Origin of the sequence: Rheinheimera pacifica, from assembly GCF_900108485.1 — a bacterium.
In the GTDB taxonomy this organism is placed as follows: domain Bacteria; phylum Pseudomonadota; class Gammaproteobacteria; order Enterobacterales; family Alteromonadaceae; genus Alishewanella; species Alishewanella pacifica.
In genome coordinates, this window is sequence record NZ_FNXF01000009.1 from 124,338 (window position 1) to 144,865 (window position 20,528).

The 20,528-nt window shown below is 49.7% G+C and carries 18 protein-coding genes; 7 read left to right on the plus strand and 11 right to left on the minus strand.

Going from position 1 to position 20,528, the window contains the following annotated elements:
* Positions 1-55 precede the first annotated feature (55 nt).
* Both ggt and BLW68_RS12740 read left to right on the plus strand, forming a co-directional pair.
* Positions 56-1,732, plus strand: a complete 1,677-nt coding sequence (gene ggt / locus BLW68_RS12735) for a gamma-glutamyltransferase (protein WP_092793867.1) — start codon at positions 56-58, stop codon at positions 1,730-1,732.
* A gap of 126 nt (positions 1,733-1,858) precedes the next feature.
* Positions 1,859-2,854, plus strand: coding sequence for an extracellular catalytic domain type 2 short-chain-length polyhydroxyalkanoate depolymerase (locus BLW68_RS12740; protein WP_092793868.1), 996 nt, complete (start codon positions 1,859-1,861; stop codon positions 2,852-2,854).
* Between the two features lies 1 nt (position 2,855).
* Here BLW68_RS12740 and BLW68_RS12745 read toward each other — a convergent pair whose 3' ends face one another.
* The 3 genes from BLW68_RS12745 to BLW68_RS12755 form a co-directional block, all read right to left on the minus strand.
* Positions 2,856-3,608, minus strand: a complete 753-nt coding sequence (locus tag BLW68_RS12745; RefSeq protein ID WP_092793869.1) for a MipA/OmpV family protein — start codon at positions 3,606-3,608, stop codon at positions 2,856-2,858.
* 116 nt (positions 3,609-3,724) lie between these two features.
* A complete protein-coding gene (locus BLW68_RS12750) occupies positions 3,725-4,294 on the minus strand; it encodes a hypothetical protein (RefSeq protein WP_092793871.1) in 570 nt (189 codons plus the stop codon).
* A gap of 79 nt (positions 4,295-4,373) precedes the next feature.
* Positions 4,374-5,654: an MgtC/SapB family protein gene (locus BLW68_RS12755; RefSeq protein ID WP_092793872.1), complete on the minus strand. Its 1,281-nt coding sequence runs from the start codon at positions 5,652-5,654 to the stop codon at positions 4,374-4,376.
* 152 nt (positions 5,655-5,806) lie between these two features.
* Between BLW68_RS12755 and BLW68_RS12760 the strand changes: the two genes are divergently transcribed.
* Positions 5,807-6,355 (plus strand): YaeQ family protein, encoded by a 549-nt coding sequence (locus BLW68_RS12760; protein WP_092793934.1) that lies wholly within the window; start codon positions 5,807-5,809, stop codon positions 6,353-6,355.
* 17 nt (positions 6,356-6,372) lie between these two features.
* On the opposite strand, the gene BLW68_RS12765 is transcribed toward BLW68_RS12760, so the two are convergent.
* From BLW68_RS12765 to apbC, 5 genes are all read right to left on the minus strand, one after another.
* Complete coding sequence (locus BLW68_RS12765) at positions 6,373-6,948, minus strand: glutathione S-transferase family protein (protein ID WP_092793875.1); 576 nt, start codon at positions 6,946-6,948, stop codon at positions 6,373-6,375.
* A 2-nt stretch (positions 6,949-6,950) separates the two neighbouring features.
* The gene (locus BLW68_RS12770; RefSeq protein WP_092793877.1) at positions 6,951-7,844 is read right to left on the minus strand and encodes a DMT family transporter; all 894 of its coding nucleotides are present in this window, start codon (positions 7,842-7,844) and stop codon (positions 6,951-6,953) included.
* 60 nt (positions 7,845-7,904) lie between these two features.
* Positions 7,905-10,022, minus strand: coding sequence for a hypothetical protein (locus BLW68_RS12775; RefSeq protein WP_177172232.1), 2,118 nt, complete (start codon positions 10,020-10,022; stop codon positions 7,905-7,907).
* Positions 10,023-10,294: 272 nt separating this feature from the next.
* Positions 10,295-10,885 (minus strand): dCTP deaminase, encoded by a 591-nt coding sequence (gene dcd / locus BLW68_RS12780; RefSeq protein ID WP_092793879.1) that lies wholly within the window; start codon positions 10,883-10,885, stop codon positions 10,295-10,297.
* Position 10,886: 1 nt separating this feature from the next.
* Positions 10,887-11,951 (minus strand): iron-sulfur cluster carrier protein ApbC, encoded by a 1,065-nt coding sequence (gene apbC / locus BLW68_RS12785; RefSeq protein ID WP_218141369.1) that lies wholly within the window; start codon positions 11,949-11,951, stop codon positions 10,887-10,889.
* A 131-nt stretch (positions 11,952-12,082) separates the two neighbouring features.
* Between apbC and metG the strand changes: the two genes are divergently transcribed.
* A complete protein-coding gene (gene metG / locus BLW68_RS12790) occupies positions 12,083-14,131 on the plus strand; it encodes a methionine--tRNA ligase (protein ID WP_092793940.1) in 2,049 nt (682 codons plus the stop codon).
* 45 nt (positions 14,132-14,176) lie between these two features.
* Positions 14,177-15,595 (plus strand): MFS transporter, encoded by a 1,419-nt coding sequence (locus tag BLW68_RS12795; protein ID WP_092793881.1) that lies wholly within the window; start codon positions 14,177-14,179, stop codon positions 15,593-15,595.
* Positions 15,596-15,638: 43 nt separating this feature from the next.
* Here the strand turns inward: BLW68_RS12795 and BLW68_RS12800 are convergent, their stop codons facing one another.
* Together BLW68_RS12800 and BLW68_RS12805 are read right to left on the minus strand one after the other, a co-directional pair.
* Complete coding sequence (locus tag BLW68_RS12800) at positions 15,639-17,108, minus strand: hypothetical protein (RefSeq protein ID WP_092793883.1); 1,470 nt, start codon at positions 17,106-17,108, stop codon at positions 15,639-15,641.
* Positions 17,109-17,192: 84 nt separating this feature from the next.
* Entirely contained in the window at positions 17,193-18,188 is a 996-nt protein-coding gene (locus tag BLW68_RS12805) for an NAD(P)H-quinone oxidoreductase (protein WP_092793885.1), read from the minus strand.
* 105 nt (positions 18,189-18,293) lie between these two features.
* Here BLW68_RS12805 and BLW68_RS12810 point away from each other — a divergent pair, with 105 nt between their 5' ends.
* Entirely contained in the window at positions 18,294-19,508 is a 1,215-nt protein-coding gene (locus BLW68_RS12810) for a class I SAM-dependent rRNA methyltransferase (protein ID WP_092793886.1), read from the plus strand.
* Positions 19,509-19,578: 70 nt separating this feature from the next.
* The gene (locus BLW68_RS12815) at positions 19,579-20,148 is read left to right on the plus strand and encodes a YceI family protein (RefSeq protein WP_092793888.1); all 570 of its coding nucleotides are present in this window, start codon (positions 19,579-19,581) and stop codon (positions 20,146-20,148) included.
* Between the two features lie 65 nt (positions 20,149-20,213).
* On the opposite strand, the gene BLW68_RS12820 is transcribed toward BLW68_RS12815, so the two are convergent.
* Positions 20,214-20,513, minus strand: a complete 300-nt coding sequence (locus tag BLW68_RS12820) for a PilZ domain-containing protein (protein ID WP_068238154.1) — start codon at positions 20,511-20,513, stop codon at positions 20,214-20,216.
* Positions 20,514-20,528: the final 15 nt, after the last annotated feature.

The following is a 20,528-nucleotide window of genomic DNA, read 5'->3' on the forward strand; positions in this document are numbered from 1 at the left end:
TTTAACAAACAACCACGTTAGAACTGATAACTGGTTATCACCGGAGTGGTTTGTTATGCAGTTTTTGTATCGCGTTAGCTTTTACTTGTTGTTCAGCCTGGCTGTACTTTCACCCGCGGCACAGGCTTGCCTTAAAGGCCAGGCTGCTGTTGCTTCGCCGGATCAATATGGCGCGTTGGTAGCAGAACAAATATTAAAAAAAGGTGGCAATGCGGTTGATGCTGCAGTAGCTACCGCCTTTACACTGGCAGTAACTTACCCTGAGGCTGGCAATATTGGCGGCGGTGGTTTTATGACGTTGTGGTTTGACGGTAAAGCTTACTTTCTCGATTACCGTGAAACAGCCCCTGCTGCGGCACATCGCGATATGTATCTGGATGAAGAAAAACAGGTTATTGAAAACTTAAGTTTAATTGGCCATAAAGCCAGTGGCGTACCGGGCACTGTGATGGGCTTATGGCAAGCCCACCAACGCTTTGGCAGCCTGTCCTGGGCAGAGTTGGTACAACCGGCTATTTCCTATGCCCAAAACGGTTTTACCGTAGCAGAAAACCAGTACCAGTACCGTGCCGATTTACTTAGCCAACTGGAAGGCAAAACCAATTTTGGCCGCTATTTTGCCGCTATGCAGCCCAACGAAAACTTTATCCAGAACGAGCTTGCCAGCACACTTAAACGCATTGCTGAACATGGCCCGGCCGACTTTTATCAGGGTGAAACAGCCAAATTACTGGTAGCGCAAATGCAACGCGGTGACGGCCTGATCACTCTTGATGACTTAGCTGCATATAAAGCCGGCTGGCGCGAGCCGGTTATTACCCCCTGGCGCGATTACCAGCTGGTAACTGCTGCACCACCAAGCTCTGGCGGTATTGCGCTTAGCCAGTTACTGGCGTTAAAGCAACGGCGCAGTGCAGACTTTAATAATGTTGCACTTAACAGCAGCCAGTATGTGCATTTAATTGCTGAAATAGAAAAACGGGTATTTGCTGATCGCGCCGATTATCTGGGCGACCCAGACTTTACTGCAGTACCGCAGCAACAGTTACTCGACAGTGCTTATTTAGATAAACGCGCCGCTGAAATAAACCCTGCAGCGATATCTGCCACAGCGGCGGTAAAGCCGGGGCTGGAAGGCTACCATACCACGCACTTTTCTGTGCTGGATAAAGACGGTAATGCGGTGTCTAACACCTATACCCTGAACCTGGATTTTGGCAGCGGCGTGGTAGTAGAAGGTGCCGGTTTTTTACTGAATAACGAAATGGACGACTTTTCCGCCAAAGCCGGGGTACCGAATGCTTTTGGCGTAGTAGGCAGTGACGCCAATGCCATAGCACCGGGTAAGCGTATGCTGTCGTCCATGACACCCAGCCTGCTGTTAAAAGATAGCAAAATAGAGCTGGTGATCGGCACGCCGGGCGGCTCAACCATTTTCACCTCAATTTTTCAGGTAATGACTAATTTATATGACTATCAGCTACCACTGAGTGAAGCTGTGGCCGCGCCACGTTTTCATCATCAGTTGCTGCCCAAAGATCAGATCACCATGGAACCTTATGCGCCCCTTAAAGCAGCCGTGCAGGACGAGCTAAAAGCCAAAGGCTATCAGCTGGTTACCCAGGGCTGGAACCTGGGCGATATTCAGGCAATTCAGGTGCTTGACGGCAAAGTCACCGCTGCTGCCGATCCTCGTTCGCGTGGCGTAGCTAAGGTAATTAACCTGCATTAACACCACGGTTTGGTAATAAGGCTTTAGCATTACTTTGGCTTTAGTGCTGTACTAAAGCCTTATTGTTGCCCGGGTGCTTTTATGCAAAATTCAGTAATAAATTACCCCGCCATTGCCGGAGCCTGTATGCGCAAATTTAAGCTATTTAGTTTTACTCTGTTATCTGCTGTTACCTTACCACTGGCAGCACAGCAGGCATTGCCCAAACTGCAGCTGGCAGAGCAGATCACCTTGTCGGGTTTATCCAGCGGTGCTTACATGGCTGGCCAGTACCACCTGGCGTTTGCCGAACAGGTTAGCGGTGTGGCCATGCTGGCCGGTGGCCCGGTGTATTGTGCGCAAAACAGTTTAGGCCTGGCACTGGAACATTGCTTTAATAAAGCCAGCAGCTCGCCAGACATGAGTGCAATAAACCAATATTTAACCGCACAGCGCACCGCTGGCAAGCTGGCGCCGGTTACAGCACTTAAAAATGACAAAGTATGGATTTTTCACGGCAATAAAGACACCACAGTATACCCAGGCCTGGCCGCAGTGCTTAACCAGCAGTACCAGCAATGGGTGGATGCCGGCAATATTGCGCTGATAACGGATAAAGCGTTTGGCCATACCTTTCCAACAGACAATACCGCTTTGGGTAGTTGCGATGTATCTGAGGCGCCCTTTCTGGCCAGCTGTAATTATGATGCCGCAGGCGAGCTGCTTAAGCACTTACTGGGCAGTATTAACGCTAAAACAGCCACTGGCAATGGCCAGTTAATACCATTTAACCAGCACCAGCTGGCCGCTGCCGCCAAAGGCACCTTAGCTGAAACGGGTTATTTGTACGTACCACAAAGCTGCGCCAGCGGTGAAAGTTGCCGGTTACATGTTAGTTTTCATGGCTGCAAGCAAAATGCTGCCAGCGTAGACCAGGCCTATGTAAGCGGCAGCGGGCTGAATAATTATGCTGATAGCAATAATATCGTGGTGTTATACCCGCAAACTACTGCCAGCAGCATAAACCCGTTTAACCCTAACGCTTGTTGGGATTGGTGGGGTTATACCGGAGCAGAGTATGCTACCAAAGAAGGGATGCAACTTAAGGCCATACACCAGTTAGTGCAGGCCTTAACAGATTAAGTTAAAACAGCCGCGACCAGGATAAAAACGCCGACAGCCCGGTATCACGATCTGTTAACGGGCTGTCACTGATGCTGCTGCCATACCAGTGATGTTCTACACCAAGCCTTGTCATACCACCAAAAAACAGCGCCGTAGTGACAGAAACACCGGCATTATAATTAACGGCACCACTGGCTTTATAAGCCGGGCGCTGCGCTGTGGCTTCATCCGGCCGTACACCGTAGTAGTAATCTACCAGTTTGCTGTCGGAATAGCTGACGCCAAATGCCGGCTCAATGATGACGGGCCCCGCCCGGTAGCTATAACCCACTGATACCTTTGATTCCTGGCCGTTAGAGTTACCTAACAAATCAAATACGGTTTGGGTTGTAAACTTCCAGTTATCCTGGCGCAACTGCATGCCAATACCGCCGTCAATTGAATCTTTACGTTTGGCCATACCGCTAAACACTGCGCTGTCAGATTCATCAAAACCGGCAAACCTTGGGGCCAGCTTGGCGCTAAAACTAATATTACCCAGATCCAGCAGTTTATAGCTGACAAAAGGCCCGTATACCGTCAGCCTGTCGCCCTGATAACCAATGATCGGTAACGGAATTGTACGGTTGCTGTAGCCCTGATATATTTCTTGATTAACCCCGACACCCACACCATAGGAAAAACCTTGTGATGCTGCACTTTGGGCTAATGCTGCACCACTTATCATGCTGGTACTGATAACACTGGCTAAAACATAACGACTCAATTTCATCTGAAAACCTTAGGTTGCGACTAAATAGCGACTGAGTGGCAAAATACCCACAGATATAACACTTATTGTGCTGATAACAGGATTACTGTACCTAAATACGTATAGATCAACCAGCGCTATAGTTTATTTTCTACCGCCATGCCTGGTGGCAATATTTGCTCAACGCCGCCAAGGCGTTTGGCTATTTGCATAATGCGGTCATGGTGTTTGGCCAGTGCGGTTTTATCATCTGCGGTTAAACAGCCGGTTAGCGTTTGGTAGTACTGCTGGCCCTGTTGAATGGTTTTTTCCGTTTTTTGCCGCTGCGCTGCCGGTAAAAACATCAATGCCTGACGTGATACCTCCAGCATAGGTTGCACACTGTCCAACACCGGCCAGGTTACTTTGGCGCTTAACTCAACAAATTGCACCGGCGTAAAACCATGCTCTTTTGCCAGTTGCTCAATTTCAGCCTGGTAAGCTGAGTCTTTTTCCTGTGCGCTAATTTCGCGGTAGTGGCGCGGCCAATCACAGTGTCGCTGCAAATTAAACTGCTTGTTCTGCGGCCTTTGCTCTAACTGCTGCAACTTGGGTAACATGGCTTCAAACTGGTCCAGGTTAGCATCTGTCAGCACCGTTGCCGCCATTGTAGGCGCAGCAAACACACTAAGCAGTGCCAGGCCGGCAATGCTATTTCGCTTAATCATATTATCTCCGGAATGTATTTTATTGTGCCATCTGAACAGGCCCAGGCTTAATCCAGCCTGAAGGCTTGCGCCACACTGCTTAAACAAAAAACAGCACTGCCAGCCCCAAAGCCAGTATTACCAGCGTGGCAGCTAACAACTTATTCGCCAGTGCCCTGCCGCCCAATATAAATACCAGGGCGCATTTAACAACGGTATTACTCAGTGCCGCTACGGTAACGGCACCTGCAGCCAGTGCTATGCCGTCTGGTATACGCCGGGCGTAGTCTGCCATTGACAAAGTTATAGCATCCACATCAGTTAAACCGGCTACGGCGGCCAGCAAATACATACCCTCGCTGGCAGCATATTGCTCGGTGAGCTTTACCAGCAGCAAAATAACCGCAAACAGTGCACCAAACTTCATTGCTGCAATCAGGCTAAACGGATTGCTAACCTTAACGCTACTTTGTTGTGGTGCCTGATAACGCCTGCGGCCAAGCTGGTAGTAAATGGCCGCCATAATGCCGGTAGCAGCCGCCATGACACAAAACGGCAGCCACAAATGCGCCAGCAAAGGCTTATGCACAATACTTACCGTTACCATCACACGGATAAACATCACCAGCCAGGCTAGTAATACCCCGCAGGCCTGAGTATCGGCAGCTAACGGATCAGGCTCAAATTTACTGCTACGGGCAAAACTTAAGGTAACCGCCGTAGATGACGCCAGGCCACCACTGATCCCGGTAACCACGGCGCCATGAGCAGCACCAAGCCAGCGCACGGCAACATACCCCAACAGCGACATAGAGGAAATCAGGATCACCAGTAACCAGAGCCGGTAAGGGTTAAGGGCCTGCCAGGGATCAATCGGCTCGTTGGGTAGCAATGGCAGTACTATAAAACTGGCAATCAGCAGCTTTACTCCGGCGTATAAATCTTCATTGTCGATTTTACTGACCATAATATGCAGCGGCCGTTTAAAGGTAAGAATGGCCGATGTCAGTATACCCAGCATAACGGCAAGCTCGGCATAGCCAAACATCACCGCACCACCGAGTAAACACACGGTAATAGCACTGATTTCACTGGTTAACCCAAGCTCTGATGGAGTATGGCGGTTTTCCAGTATATAAGCCGTGAGTACTGCCAGTGCCACCACCAGTACCGTAATAACAAATAACCAGGGCGATTGCAGATGCAGCGATAACCAGGCCGATACGGCACCTGCCTGGGCAAATAAAATATAAGTGCGTAAACCACCAAAACTGCCAGGGTGCTCGTCACGGCGGTGTTTTTCCCGCTCAATGCCAACCAAAGCCCCCAACAACAAAGCAATTAAAAAGTTTTGTACCATATCAATATCAAATTCAGACACTTTCGATTTAACTCAGTTGGTTAGCGGTTATTCGCAACAGCATAGCGCAGTTTCTCCGGCCGCGGCAGATGCAACCGCAGCAAACAGTTAAATTGAGCAAAACAATGGTTCGCGTTACACTCGCCGCCTTTATATTGTTAGTGAGTTTGCTTATGGCACTAAAAGCCACCGTGTTTAAGGTTCAGCTGCAAATTGCAGATATGGACCGGCATTATTATCAGGATCACAGCCTGACACTGGCGCAGCACCCGTCAGAAAATGACGAACGCATGATGGTGCGCCTGTTAGCCTTTGCCATCAATGCCAGCGAGACTCTGGCCTTTACCAAAGGCTTAAGTGCAGAAGACGATGAACCTGAGCTGTGGGATAAAACCCTCAGTGGTGAGATTAACCTGTGGGTAGAGTTTGGCCAAAGCGATGAAAAATGGCTGCGTAAAGCCGCCGGACGGGCAAAACAGGTGCAATTGTTTTGCTATGGCGGGCGCAGTGTGCCAGTGTGGTGGAAAAACATTCAGCAGGCACTGGAGCGTTACCAGAATCTGGCCGTGCTGGAAATTAACGAAGAATCGGTAAAAGCCATGGCAAAACTGGTAAGCCGCAATATGAACCTGCAGTGCAATATCAGCGAAGGCCACATCTGGCTGTCAGATGCAGAGCAAAGTGTGTTAATTGAACCTGTGCTGCTAAAAGCAGCACAGTAATACCGGCTTGAGCCTGCTTAGCCCAGGCGTGGATCGCTGTCTTTAATCATCGGTTGCGCGTTGTTTTGCGCAACAAATGCCAGTAGCGCCGGATAATCATCAAATTCTAGCAGTTCACGGAACAAGGCCCAGTCCACCAGGCTGTATAGCGCCATGGCAACGTAATCCCAATTGGCAAACTCGTTATTTGCTGCCTGTTGTTCCAACACATACAAAGAGGTAGCTATCCGCTCACGCTGTAAATTAAAAAACAGCTTATCTTCATTGGTGTCAAAACCGCTGCGGCTGCATTGCAGCAGCATAACCAATGAATCACTTACCGCATTAATCACAGTTAGCTGGTTTTCCTGATACCAGCTAAGCGGCGCTATACCCAGCTTGGGTGCCAGGTAGCGGTAGATCACGCCAGAATCAAAAATAACCTGGCCAGCATCGTCCAGCATAGGGATTCGCAGTGCCGGGTTAATTGCTGCCAGTGTTTGGCGCCCTTCACCGGCAAAAATATTCAGGTTAATAAATTCATGCGCAGTAGTGGCCAGCAATAAGCGAATGCGCCGCACATAAGGTGAAGTTTGTGAACCATATAGTTTCATATTTACTCCTTAACAGGCGCTGTTGCAGCGCGTAATGAATTCAGGCTAAAACCGGTTACCAGCATGGTGCCGGTAATAACAATGGCAGCACCGGCCAGGGTATGCCAGCCGACAGTTTCATCTAAAAACAGGTGGCCCCACAGCACACCAAATACCGGAATTAAAAAGGTAACCGTTAGCGTGGGTGTAGCGCCCAAATCCTGCACCAGACGAAAATACAGCATATAGGCCACACCGGTACAAACTATCCCCAGCGCCAGCACAGCATACAGGCTCTGGCTGGCAGGTTCAGCTACCGGCAAAGGTATAAACCATAGTAGTGGCAATAACCACAGGCAGGCCCCCCACATATTGCCATGTGCATTGGTAAAAGCCGGTACCGGTTTAGCCAGCCGGGTATACCAGGTGGCGATACCATAACAACAGGCCGCACCTGCTGCCGCAGCAATAGCCGGTAAAGCATTACCACTTGCTGTAGCATCAAAACCTACCAGTATGGCCACACCACAGATCCCCAATAGCAAGCCGCCAGCAATTTTTAATGACATACTCTGGCGGAAAAACAGCCAGCCAATCAAAGCGCCCCACAACGGCGCCGTAGCATTAAGCACCGCCAGTAAAGATGCAGTTAGTGTTTGTGCCGCATAGGCAAACAGCAGAAACGGTAAGGCCGTATTAAAAAAACTCAGTATCATAAAATGGCCGGCATAGCCGCGTATTGGCAAACTGCGTTTAAACGCTACGGCAACCAAGGCCAGAAATAGCGCTGCCAGCAGCACCCGGCCAAACATCAGCCAGGCCGGGCCAAGTTCCGGCACCGCAATACGCATAAACAGGAAAGACGCGCCCCAAATGGCGGCCAGCGAAAATAAACGAATAATACTGCCTGAATTCACCGTCACTGTCCTGTTTGTCAGTTATTACTGCTGTGTATGTTTAATTACCTGCTACCGCAGTTACCAGTACAACCAATACCCAACAGTCGCGGCGATTAACAGCAGCACCAGCAGTATTAAACCCCAGGGTTGTTTTTTCTCAGCATAGGGGTCTTTTAATGAGCGCTTGGCGCCTTGCGGCAACTTAGCCAAACCGGTTAACGCAGCACCAAAGGGCACATTAATTTTTGCCCGGGTATTAACCGCCCAACCATTGGCATCCAGTAAAGGCCCCAGATTACGCCGGCGCAGTGTCATAAAAGCCATTAACATAGAAGGGCATGAAATTAGCAGCATAACGCCAAGCAGCACTAATGGCACCTGCCACCACTGCAGCGAAAACAAACCGGCAACCACGGCCGCGAGCATGGTACCCAAAGCGCCCAATGCCAAGCCAATAGCCGCAAAAATACCGGCAAATTTAGCGATATCAAAGCCAGATGTTGTCGCTGCCGGCGCTGCGGCGGCATCAGCAACGCCACTGGTAGTTTGAGTTTCAATATCTTTATCGCGCGAAGCGGCAAACTTTTGCAATTGCCCTTCAATAAAAGCGGCTACCCGCTTATAGGGTGACCAGAAAGCCTGGCGGATACTAACCGGTTGCGCCACAACTTTTATTACGCTGGCTTTCCAATCACGGCCGTTACGGTCGTAAAATATACCATTGCGGCCAGGCACCATAAGCTCATCGACATCACCACCAGTAAGCGCAGCAACAATATTCACTGCAGCCTCACCCTGGCGGGTACAGGTACAATACACCAGATAACAGCCACTAAACGGCGACATACTGGCATGGCGGGCCATATCAGCCACATACAACACCAGCTCGCAACTGCGTTGATCCAGATACAGGGTTCCGGCCTGGAAAATGGCTTTATTTTCGCCCTGATAAAAGTCACTTAACGATACATAGTTTCGCAATAAGGTAACCAGATTACGCTGATAGTGCACCAAACGTTCAACTGCATCGACATTATCAGCAAAGGTTTTTTCAGCCAAATCAAGCGCGATCAGCTGCTCAAGCCGCGCTGTGGCATCGCTGGTAACTATGGCCGTTAAACGTTCAAGCGTAAGCTGATGTAATGCTGAGTCTGGCTTGGCGGCCTGCCAGGCACGCCATGTTGCCAGTTTGGCAGAAATAGCCGACCAATCGGCGAAACTTAAGCTCTCCGGCATGTTACCCAGTAAAGGCTTAACAACTACCTGGCCTAACTGCTGAATTTTCTCCGCCCAGGCCGGGTTAACACCCTGCCCTAATGGCAATACCAGACCAGCGCCTACCTCAGCCAGCGGTAAAGCAGTGATGTCATCTTCGCCCTGGCCTATAGCCCGGTTTGCCAGCACGGCGTACACTGTGGCTTCAGGGTTTAATGCCTGGGCTGCACGGCTGTCAAACGCGGCTAACTGGCAACGGACAAAAAAGTCATCTACTTTTGCCTGCACGCTATCAAATACCGCAACGGCCGCGGCGGTATCGCTACCCAGCGGATGCAAATCGTCCGACTCTGCCGCTCCGGCTTTATGCCAGTCTACTATGGCCTGCGCCTGAGCCACAAAACTGCTTAACATCTCGGTGTCAGTGCCCATGCCGCCACTGCGATCCGCCACGCCACCTAATACACTAACAATATCGGTGATCAGCTGTTTTACATCTTCGTCAGCAGTAAGCTGGGCCATAACAACGCCGTCACCATTGCAATGATCCGGCGAAAATAAACGGGATTTATCGGCAAAATCGTCAACTTGCAAACTGTCGTCGGCCGTTTTACCGGTATATTCCAGCACCCGCAAAGCAGCCAGTTTAATGGCAGCGCCTATTTCATCAGCGTCAGAAATTGCATGTAATGGCACGCCTGGCGGCTGAAACATCAGCTGCGCATCAGTAAGGCGCTGACAACTCCAGCTTACTGCAGCCTGTATTTCCGGCACCCGTATCTGGCCGTCGCCGTCGAGATCGAGCAACGCCAGAGTACGGCTGTCAATTTCCAGGCCAGAGGTTGGGCAGCTCAGCACTGTCCAGAGTTTAGGATCAAGCTCGCTCAGGTGTTGTAAGTCGGCTGCAGTTTCCAGCGCAACCTGATCAAAGCCGCCAGAGCGGAAAAAACGCCATTTATGTGGTGTAATATTGTTAGTCACGGCCGTCACTCCCTGAGACGAAAAAATCAATTTAGCATACTGCAGCGCTGCACTATTTACCAAATACTGAATGTGTTACCGGCTATAGAATTTATCGTTTAGCGAATTTACTGACGGCTTACATTGGCTGCCTAAATAGCCTAAAGCGGAATTTTAACCCGCCGATATTGCCAAGCTATGCAGCTTTACTGCATAATCATCCGGCTTCATTTTTGCTTTATAGCTTTTGGCCCACGCTTTGCGTGGGCTTTTTACTTTGTAGCAGCCAATAGTCAGCTTTTATCGTCATGGCCAATACGGCTGGCTACAGCGCCGGTTTGCTGCTGATACTTGGCATCCAGCCGCTTGTTATAAGGCCGCTCTGCCGGGCCTGTCATCAGCTCAAAATTTAGCGCACCAATTTTCATCTGTGGCCGAAGCGCCAATGGCAGCTTACCGCTGTTGTAAAACTCCAGCACGATATTGCCAGACCAACCCGGATCAATCCGATGTGCAGTAACATGCACCATCAAGCCCAAACGCGCTAATGAAGAGCGCCCGTCTAACCAGCCCACGATATCATCCGGCAAAGTGACCGATTCCAGCGTCATCGCCAGTGCCAGCTCTCCGGGGTGTAAAATAAATTTATCGCCATCAGCGATATAAATTTCGTCGCTCATTACGCTGTTTAAGGCTTTATCCACTTCGCCGCGCGGGCCGCTTAAATCAATATAAGCTGCCGTATGCGCAACAAAGACGCGAAATTTATTGCCCAAACGAATATCAACACTCACGCCGCTTATCATGTCGGCATCTGGCTGCGGGGTAATAGTGATTTTGCCTTCGGCTAAATAGCGCTCTATATCGCGGTCACACAGTCTCATTTTAATCGTCCGTTATTATTATTTCAGGTTGGCCGACCGCTTGCGCAGCAGCATGCCAATGCAATGCCAGCATTAATTGCCGGCCGATTGTACGGTAAATTTGCGCCACTGGCTGCTGTTTTAGCACTATCGGTACCCCTGCATCGGCCTGCTCGCGGATCTGTTTTTGCAGCGGTAACTGGCCCAGCACCGGCACCTGATAACGCTCTGCTAATAAGATGCCACCTTCAGTACCAAAAATATCATCCCGTGTGCCGCAGTGGCTGCACTGGTAAAAACTCATATTTTCAATCAGGCCCAACAGCGGAATATTCACCTGGCGAAACATGCTGATGGCTTTTTCTGCATCCGACAGCGCCACATCCTGCGGCGTGGTTACCACCACAGCACCGGTTACCGGCAGCTTTTGCGCCATAGTCAGCTGGATATCACCGGTGCCCGGTGGCATATCGACAATTAAATAATCCAGCTCTGGCCACAGTGTTTCGTTCAACAGTTGCAACAAAGCCTGGCTGGCCATAGGGCCGCGCCATACCGAGGCTTGCTGTGGGTCAACCAGAAAGCCGATAGACTGCAAATACACGCCATGGGCAAACTTGGGCTGCATCAGTTTATTATCCGGCGAGCTGATCTTCTCGCCGCTCAGCCCCAGCATCACAGGAATAGACGGACCATAAATATCAGCATCCAGCAAGCCAACTTTGGCGCCTTCCAGCGCCAGTGCTGCCGCCAGATTAACGGCAGTGGTGGATTTACCCACCCCGCCCTTGCCCGACGCAACAAGAATAATCTGCTTAATATCTTTAAATACCGGCGCTGTTGTCAGTTGGTAATCAAGCGTTAACTGATAACTAAAGCCGGCATCAAGCAACGCCTGTTGCAGCGGCTGCGCTATGGATAACAACGGCAGCTTCAGGCTGATACGCAGATTGTTTTTCTGCAGACTTACGCTCTCGAGTAATAACGCCAGCGGCGCACCGCTGTCAGGCAATTGCCAGTGTTGCAGCAACTGCTGGGCAGCCTCTGGTAAAGTGTCGGTTTTGGCGGATTTAAACCAGTTAAACATCAGCAAGTTCCAAATTCAGGCGTTAACACGTTTTTTTAGCAGATCCGCACCTTGGCGGGTGCGGATCGATGGCGGCTAGTGTATCATTTAGTGAAATTTTTTCAGTTATTTATGCAAAAGAGCACCGCTTAATGTCGACACGCAAAATACTCGTTACCAGCGCTTTACCCTATGCCAACGGCCCTATCCATTTAGGCCACTTACTGGAATACATTCAAACCGATATCTGGGCCCGGTTTCAAAAAGCCCGCGGCCATGAATGCTATTACGTTTGCGCCGATGATGCGCACGGCACGCCTATTATGCTCAAAGCGCAGGAACAGGGCATTACACCCGAGCAAATGATTGCAAAAACCAATATTGAACACCAGGCTGACTTTGCCGGTTTCGGCATTGGCTTTGACAATTATCACTCGACCCACAGCGAAGAGAACCGCGAATTTGCCAGCCAGATTTACAATAAACTTAATGATGGCGGTTACATTAAGCGTAAAACCATCAGCCAGTTATTCGACCCGGAAAAGCAAATGTTTTTGCCCGACCGTTTTGTTAAAGGTGATTGCCCCAAATGTGGCGCCCTGGATCAAAACGGCGACAGCTGCGATGTCTGCGGTGCCACCTACAGCCCAACCGAAGTAAAAAATGCCCGCTCCGTGGTATCCGGCGCCACACCGGTATTAAAAGACTCTGAGCATTATTTCTTTGATTTACCGGCTTTTAGCCAGATGTTACAAGACTGGACACGCAGCGGCAGCTTGCAGGATGAAATGGCCAATAAACTGCAGGAATGGTTTAAAGACGGCCTGCAAATGTGGGATATCAGCCGTGATGCACCCTACTTTGGCTTTGAAATACCCAATGCACCGGGCAAATTCTTTTATGTCTGGTTAGATGCACCTATTGGTTATCTGGCCAGCTTTAAAAACCTGTGCGATAAAACCGGTATCGACTTTGACAGCTTCTGGCGGTTAGATTCTGACGCCGAGATATACCACTTTATCGGCAAAGACATTATTTATTTTCACAGCCTGTTTTGGCCAGCCATGCTGCATGGCGCAGGTATGCGCAAACCCAACGCCATTTTCGCCCACGGTTTTGTTACCGTAAACGGTGCCAAAATGTCCAAGTCGCGCGGTACTTTTATTAAAGCACGCACTTATCTGGATCATTTAAACCCGGAATACCTGCGCTATTACTTTGCCTCGAAGCTTAGCAGCAGCATTATTGATCTGGATTTGAACCTGGATGATTTCAGCCAGAAGGTCAATGCCGATTTAGTCGGTAAAGTGGTCAATATCGCCAGCCGCTGTGCCAGCTTTATTACTAAGCGCTATGATGGCAAGTTATCGGCTACCGTGGCTGAACCTGCCCTGCTGGCAGAATTTACCGCTATGGGCGAAAGCATCGCCGACAGCTTTGAAAAACGTGAGTTTGCCCGGGCTATCCGCGACATTATGGCGCTGGCCGATAAGGCTAACCAATACATTGATGCCAAAGCGCCCTGGGTACTGGTAAAAGATGATAGCAAACAGCAAGAAGCGCATGACGTATGCTCAATGGGCATTAACCTGTTTCGCGTATTAATGCATTATTTAAAACCGGTGTTGCCGTTAATGGCCGCAGAAACAGAAGCCTTTTTAAACAGCGAACTGAACTGGCAAAATTATCAGCTGCCGTTAACCAACCATGCAATCAACCCGTTTAAAGCGCTGATGCAGCGGGTTGACCCGGTAAAAGTCACCGCTATGCTGGATGCCTCGAAAGAAAACCTGCAACCACAAACGGCGGCACCGGTTAAAACGGCCGTTAAAACTGAAAAAGCGCCGGTGGCAGAGCGCGAACCAATCAGCGATACCATCAGCATTGATGATTTTGCCAAAATTGATTTGCGGGTGGCCAAAATCATTAAAGCCAGCGCGGTAGAAGGTGCCGACAAACTGGTGCAACTGCAACTGGATATTGGCGGTGGCGAAGTACGCCAGGTGTTTGCCGGTATTAAATCGGCCTACAGCCCGGAGCAACTTGAAGGCCGCTTAACCGTGATGGTGGCAAACCTTGCACCACGCAAAATGCGCTTTGGTTTATCCGAGGGTATGGTGCTAGCCGCAGGCCCTGGCGGCAGCGACTTGTTTATTCTGTCACCGGATGACGGTGCCCAGCCCGGTATGCGCGTGAAGTAACAGTTTCAGGCAGCTCTTGGCTGCCTGTATTTTTTAAGGCAGAGGATGACCAGTAAAAGCCCTTATCGCAGCTTTAGTGCTTTATTTCTTACCACCTTGCTAATGTTGGTGGCCCAGGGTTCGTTATCAACTTACCTTGGCTTATCGCTGGCACAGCAAAATGTCGATTCTATCTGGATTGGCGCGTTAATGTCCTGCTATTACCTTGGCCTGGTGCTGGGATCTAAGCTTGGCCACAAAGTTATTGCTCAGGTTGGCCATATCCGGGCTTTTGTCGCCAGCGCAGCTATTGTCAGTGCCTGTGCGATGAGCCATGTGCTGATAAACCAACTGGAGATCTGGCTGGTAATGCGCGTTATCGTCGGTATGGGCATGATGTGCCAGTATATGGTGCTGGAAAGCTGGCTGAACGAGCAAACCGAAAGCTCGCAGCGTGGCACCGTGTTCGCCTTTTATATGATTACCTCTTACCTTGGCATGATTGGTGGCCAGTTGATGCTTAGCCAGTTCCCTGAGCTTGGCATAGCACCACTGCTGATTATCAGCATGTGTTACTCGCTGTGTATAGTACCGATAGCGCTAACTAAACGTATTCACCCGGCACCACTGCAACCGGCGCCGCTGAAAATTCTGGCGTTCTGGAAACTGGTGCCTCAGTCGCTAACTGCGGTGACGGTAGCCGGCATGATGGCAGGCGCTTTTTATGGCCTGGCCCCAGCTTATGCTGCCAGCAAGGGCATGAATACTGAACAGGTAACCCTGTTTATGTCTGTTACTATACTGGCCGGTCTGCTGGCACAGTGGCCAATGGGCAAAATTTCTGACCGCATTCCGCGCAGCCGTATTTTGCGCTTTAATGCAGCCATACTTAGCATTCTTACGCTATCAATGGCTTTATTGCCATTAACCGGCTTTGCCTTACTAATTGCCACCTTTTGCTACGGCGTGCTGGCGTTTACGCTTTATCCTATCGCCTCGGCTTTTGCCAACCAAAACGTAGAGCAAAACGATCGGGTGGCCTTATCTGCCACAGTATTGCTGACCTTTGGCCTGGGCGCCTGTTTTGGCCCGCTGCTGGCGTCGGCACTGATGCAGTTAGTTGGCCCTGCTATGCTGTATGCCTTTATCAGCTGCTGTGCCCTAACACTGTTTTTGCGGCTGATCCGGGTAAATTACACGCAAAAAATGGTTAAGCGGATGATGGACGAACAGCAAAATGCCCAGTTTAAAATGGGCTCGGGTGATTTGGTATCATCACCACTGGCGGCCGCGCTTGATCCGCGTGTTGACGAAGAAGTGGTTGTGGCACAAATGCGCGACGAAGACTTTATTGCCGCTTATCAGCAGGTACCTGCCGGCTATGACGAAGATATTGAACAAGAGCAGCAAGCGGAAGATCATTTTGAGCCTGGCGAGCCAGCTGACAACTACCCGCGCAATACTGAGCAAAACAAAACCGTCTGAAGACGGTTTTGTTGCTGTGCTGGTTATTGTGCAATTAACTGCGTTAGTTACTGTGCATAACTACTTTGTTCCACAGGTTCTGGTTTTTCACATAAGAGAAATATTCATCCGGCCGCCAGAATTTAGGCAGCAACGGCATGTTTTTGCGCTCTTCAAAGTTTGATACCAGTTTGCTCAAAATTTCCAGTAAGCGCTCTTCGCTGATCCGCTCCAGCTTTTTGCGCGCTTGCGGGTAGTACAGGTTGTTTTCTACACTGACGATACAACCCTGGGCAGACACGTTATACGTGAGGTTACGGGTTACCATTCGGCAAACCGGTTGGCGAATATCGGCCGGATAAAGCCCGGTAACGATGGCATATTCGTAACGATCCAGATCTTGCCGATCTGAGTCTTTCGGAATGTAGGTTATGCCAAAGCCCTGCGGGAAAATACCGGTAATACTTAGCAGTGCATCTACTGCGACCTTACTGTATACGCCCTTCTCGACGCCTTTTTCCAGCACCAGTGCTACTTTAGGTAAGGTTTCATAGGCAAAGCTGCTTTTAGTCGACAACACCACCGAGGTATAAATTTGTGGAATTTTAAGCAAATTACCAATACCGTGCTCGGGCTTAATGGCATTTTTCAGCAAGGTGAGAACAAAATTCTGCCGTTCGCCTTCGAGCTTAATAAACTGGTCACGCTCTTCTTTGGAATTACCGCTGTATTTATCCAGCCCTAACCCCTGAGTAATATATTTCAGGCTTTCGCGATAACTAATTTGTAGTAACGCCAGCCGCTCGTCATTCTCAAGCACGCGAAACTCGTCAGCTTTGCCATCGGCACCTTTTAATATCAACAGTGCTTCAGGGTGGCAATTACCAATGTCCTGCAACAGTGCGGCCATTAACAACGGGATCTGCACATCGTCCCGAAACGGGTTATACTCGTCTTTGCCCGCTTTTAAGCCTTTGCTGGCCTGATACCGCTGCTGTACATAGGCATTATTCAGCTCACCATCGGCCAGTAGTTTGTCCAGCAACCGCAGGGACAAAATAGCTTTATACAGGTGCTTACTTTTCTGATTACTGGCGGCAACATGCTTGCCTTCGGTCGGTGATAGCAGCTGAATAGTACCGAGTAATTTGGCACTATTCATATGAGTGTCTTCCTGTGATTCGCCCTGACATAACTCCAGAATATCCAGGCATATCTTTTTCAGTGCCGCCATCCGTGTACTGGCTTCTTCATTGCGGGCCTGCTGAAAGGTTTGCCTTTCATTTTGCGCTTGCTGCAAATTGCGTTCGACCAAAGCCAGATCGCGCTTATTTACCTGTTTCTGCCGGTTTTCAAATAAAAATACCTGTTGTTCCAGTTCAGTTTTTTCTGCCTGTTGCGCTACCGCCTGCTGAAAATACTGCACCGCCTGCTCGTACAATGAGTCGGCTACTGCAGTAGTATCACAAATACGGTTAATCAGTGTTGACACCAACTTGCTGTAAGTTGATTTTCCGATGGTACCTAAAGTCATTCTGGTAAGGCGTCCTTGTTACAATATGCGCGCTGCCCCGCTAGCAGAAAAACTATGTGCGGGCATGTAAACGTTTTCGGCAAATCAGAATGTTAACACAAGCTTGCCAATGGTGGCATTACTGGCCATTAGCTGATGTGCAATTTGTGCCTGGCGCCAGTCAAATTGTTGTTGCAGCACCGGCTGTATTTGGCGCTGCGCCAGCATGGTAGCAAAAGCCTGACTAAACGCCTGAGTAAGATTAGTTTTATACCGGTTACTGCGATTACGCAAGGTAGAACATATCAGCTGGCCGCGGCGTTTAAATAAAGGTGCTAAATTCAGCTGTGGTATGTCGTGCCCACCCATCATGGCATACAGCACTATTTTGCCATCCATTGCCAGTAACCGCATCTCACGGCTGATGTACTCGCCGGCTACCGGGTCCAGCACCAGATCCACGCCTTGCGGCCAGTGGCTGGCCAATTCCTGCTCAAAAGCAGTTGTTTTATAGTTTATCGCCAGCTCAGCGCCCAGCGCAGTGCATATGGCCAACTTTTCGGCACTGCTGGCCGTAACCGCCACTTTTGCGCCAATGGCTTTTGCCAGTTGTATGGCTGCCGTACCCACCCCACTGGCGCCAGCGTGAATAAGCACCCGCTGATTAGTTTGCAGGTTACCAATACTGCACAATAACTGATAAGCAGTTAAGAAGACCTCTGCCGTTGCGGCAGCTTCTGCCATGCTGTAGCCTGCCGGCACCGCCATGGCATGGCCGGCATGCAGCAGTGCATACTCTGCATAACCCCCACCTGGCACCAAACCAAACACCGCTTTACCTAACCAGCTTTTATGCAGTGGCCCGGCAGCAACTACCACACCCGCTACTTCCAGCCCCAGAATGTCGCTTTCGCCCTCTGGTGGCGGATACAAGCCACGGCGCTGCATTAAATCTGCGCGGTTAATACCTGCAGCGGCGACCTTAACCAGCAGTTGCTCTGCTGACGGTTGTGGCACTGCACGTTGTTCGATACGCAATGTGCTGTCTTTACCTGCGTTTTCTACGGCAATAACCTGCATAGTGGCTGGAATGCTGACCAAAACTAACTCCTTAGCAAATTGGCTGCTTAGCTTAAATTGTGCTTTAGCTTTGGGCAGCGCTTCTCTACAATGCGGCCTTTAGTCTAGCACAGTGTGTAAATGCCCATGAATAAGCCTTCAGTCTCATCTGTATTACCCCGGTTAACCCTGCAGGAAACCCGGGAGAAGTCGTTAAAACGGCTACACCCGTGGATTTTCTCCAAAGCAGTAAAAAGTGTCAGTGGTAATCCGGCCAATGGCCAGACGGTTGAGGTTGTCAGCAGCAAAGGTGAATGGCTGGGCTATGGTGCTTACTCTGCCGAGTCACAAATACGGGCGCGGATCTGGAGCTTTAACCCGCAAGAACAAATCGATGCCGCATTTTTTCAGCGCCGTATTGCCCGGGCCTGGCAGTTACGCACAGAGCTGTTTGATCTTAGCCACACCACGGGTTTAAGGGTGGTAGCGGCAGAATCTGACGGTTTACCCGGTGTGACCATCGATAAATACGACACCATACTGGTGTGCCAGCTGTTATCTGCCGGTGCCGATGTCTGGCGTGATGCCATAGTGCAGGCGCTGATAGCACTGTTTCCTGAGCACAGTATTTATGAACGTTCAGATGTTGATGTGCGCAAAAAAGAAGGCTTAAAACCGGTTACCGGCTGGTTGCATTTACCGCGTGATAACGGCGAAGTCGTGATTAAAGAACACGGTATGTCGTTGCTGGTTGATGTAATGCAAGGCCATAAAACCGGCTTTTATCTGGATCAGCGTGCCAGCCGTGCGGCAGCCAAACGTTATGCTAAAGGTAAAACGGTACTGAATTGCTTTAGCTATACCGGCACTTTTGGCGTAGCAGCACTGCAAGGTGGTGCGCAGGCAGTAACCAATGCTGATTTGTCTGATCTGGCGCTTAGTACTGCGCTGAAAAACGCTGAACTTAATCAGCTTGATCTGTCAAAAATTGATAACGTTAAATTTGACGTGTTTAAACTGCTACGCCAGTACCGTGAACAAGGTAAGCAGTTTGATATGGTGATCCTTGACCCGCCAAAATTTGCCGAAAGCAAAGCACAGTTAATGGGCGCCTGCCGCGGTTATAAAGACATTAATATGGTTGCGATGCAAATTGTAAAACCGGGCGGTTTATTGCTGACCTTCTCCTGTTCTGGCCTGATGGAAGACAGCCTGTTTCAGAAAATCGTGGCCGATGCCGCACTTGATGCCAAACGTGACTGTCTGTTTATTGAAAAACTGAGCCAGGATAGTGATCACCCGGTAGCCAGCTTTTACCCGGAAGGCAGTTATCTCAAAGGCTTAGTGTGTAAAATCTACTGACATTAGCACTTGGGTATTAGCATAGCTTTGCGGTATGCTGACATAAAATTGTCATCATTGGAGAAACAACGTGAAACTATTCGCCCTTGCCCTTGCCCTGAGCAGCAGCCTGGTTTCTGCTGCCAGCTGGCAGTTAGACAACAGCCAGTCTAGCCTACATTTTGTATCAGTAAAAAATGAAGTAGTTGCTGAAACGCATCAGTTTAAACAGTTAAGCGGCAACTGGGATGGCAGCATGGTTAACATCAGTATTCCGGTGAGCAGCCTGGACACGCTGATCCCTATTCGTAATGAGCGGATATGGCAATATGTGCTGCAAGCCGAGCAATTTGCGGCCATTACGGTATCTGCTGAGCTTAAGCAAGATGCGGTAGCAAAACTGGCAGTTCGCGACAGCATGCTGCTAGAGTTGCCTTTGCACGTTACGATAGCCACAGAAACAGTGGTGCTAAATGCCAAGCTGCGTATTACCAAACTAAGTGCCAATACACTGCAAGCGGTAACAGAAGCGCCGCTGATGCTAAACACCAGCAGCTTTAAACTCACTGACGGCGTAGCCAAATTGCAGGAGCTGGCCGGGCTGAACAGTATTGACGCCTTAGTACCGGTAAGCTTTACTGTGCGCTTTAACCAACAGTAAAAGCTCAGTTTGGCTAAGCCCTAAGGCAAAAAAAGCAGCTTCGGCTGCTTTTTTATTGGCTAAGTTTAATTTAGCTCCATAAAAGCTAAACCCAACTGATAAATATCTTCACTTTCCTGGCTACAGCGCATCACTTTTGCACTTGCATCCAGCGGCGGTATGCTGGCATTGGCAGAATCAAGCCGCACCCGGATCAAGGTACCCATTTCCAGCGGCTCATCCACTTCAATTGACATACCTGATGCACTTAAATCACGGCAAATGCCGTCTATCACCCGTCCGGTTTCAGGATCATTAATCATCAGTTTTACGTCAGCATTGACCATCATCCTGAAATAATGCCGGTTGTCGCCTTTTGTCAGCATAATACCTCCCCTAAC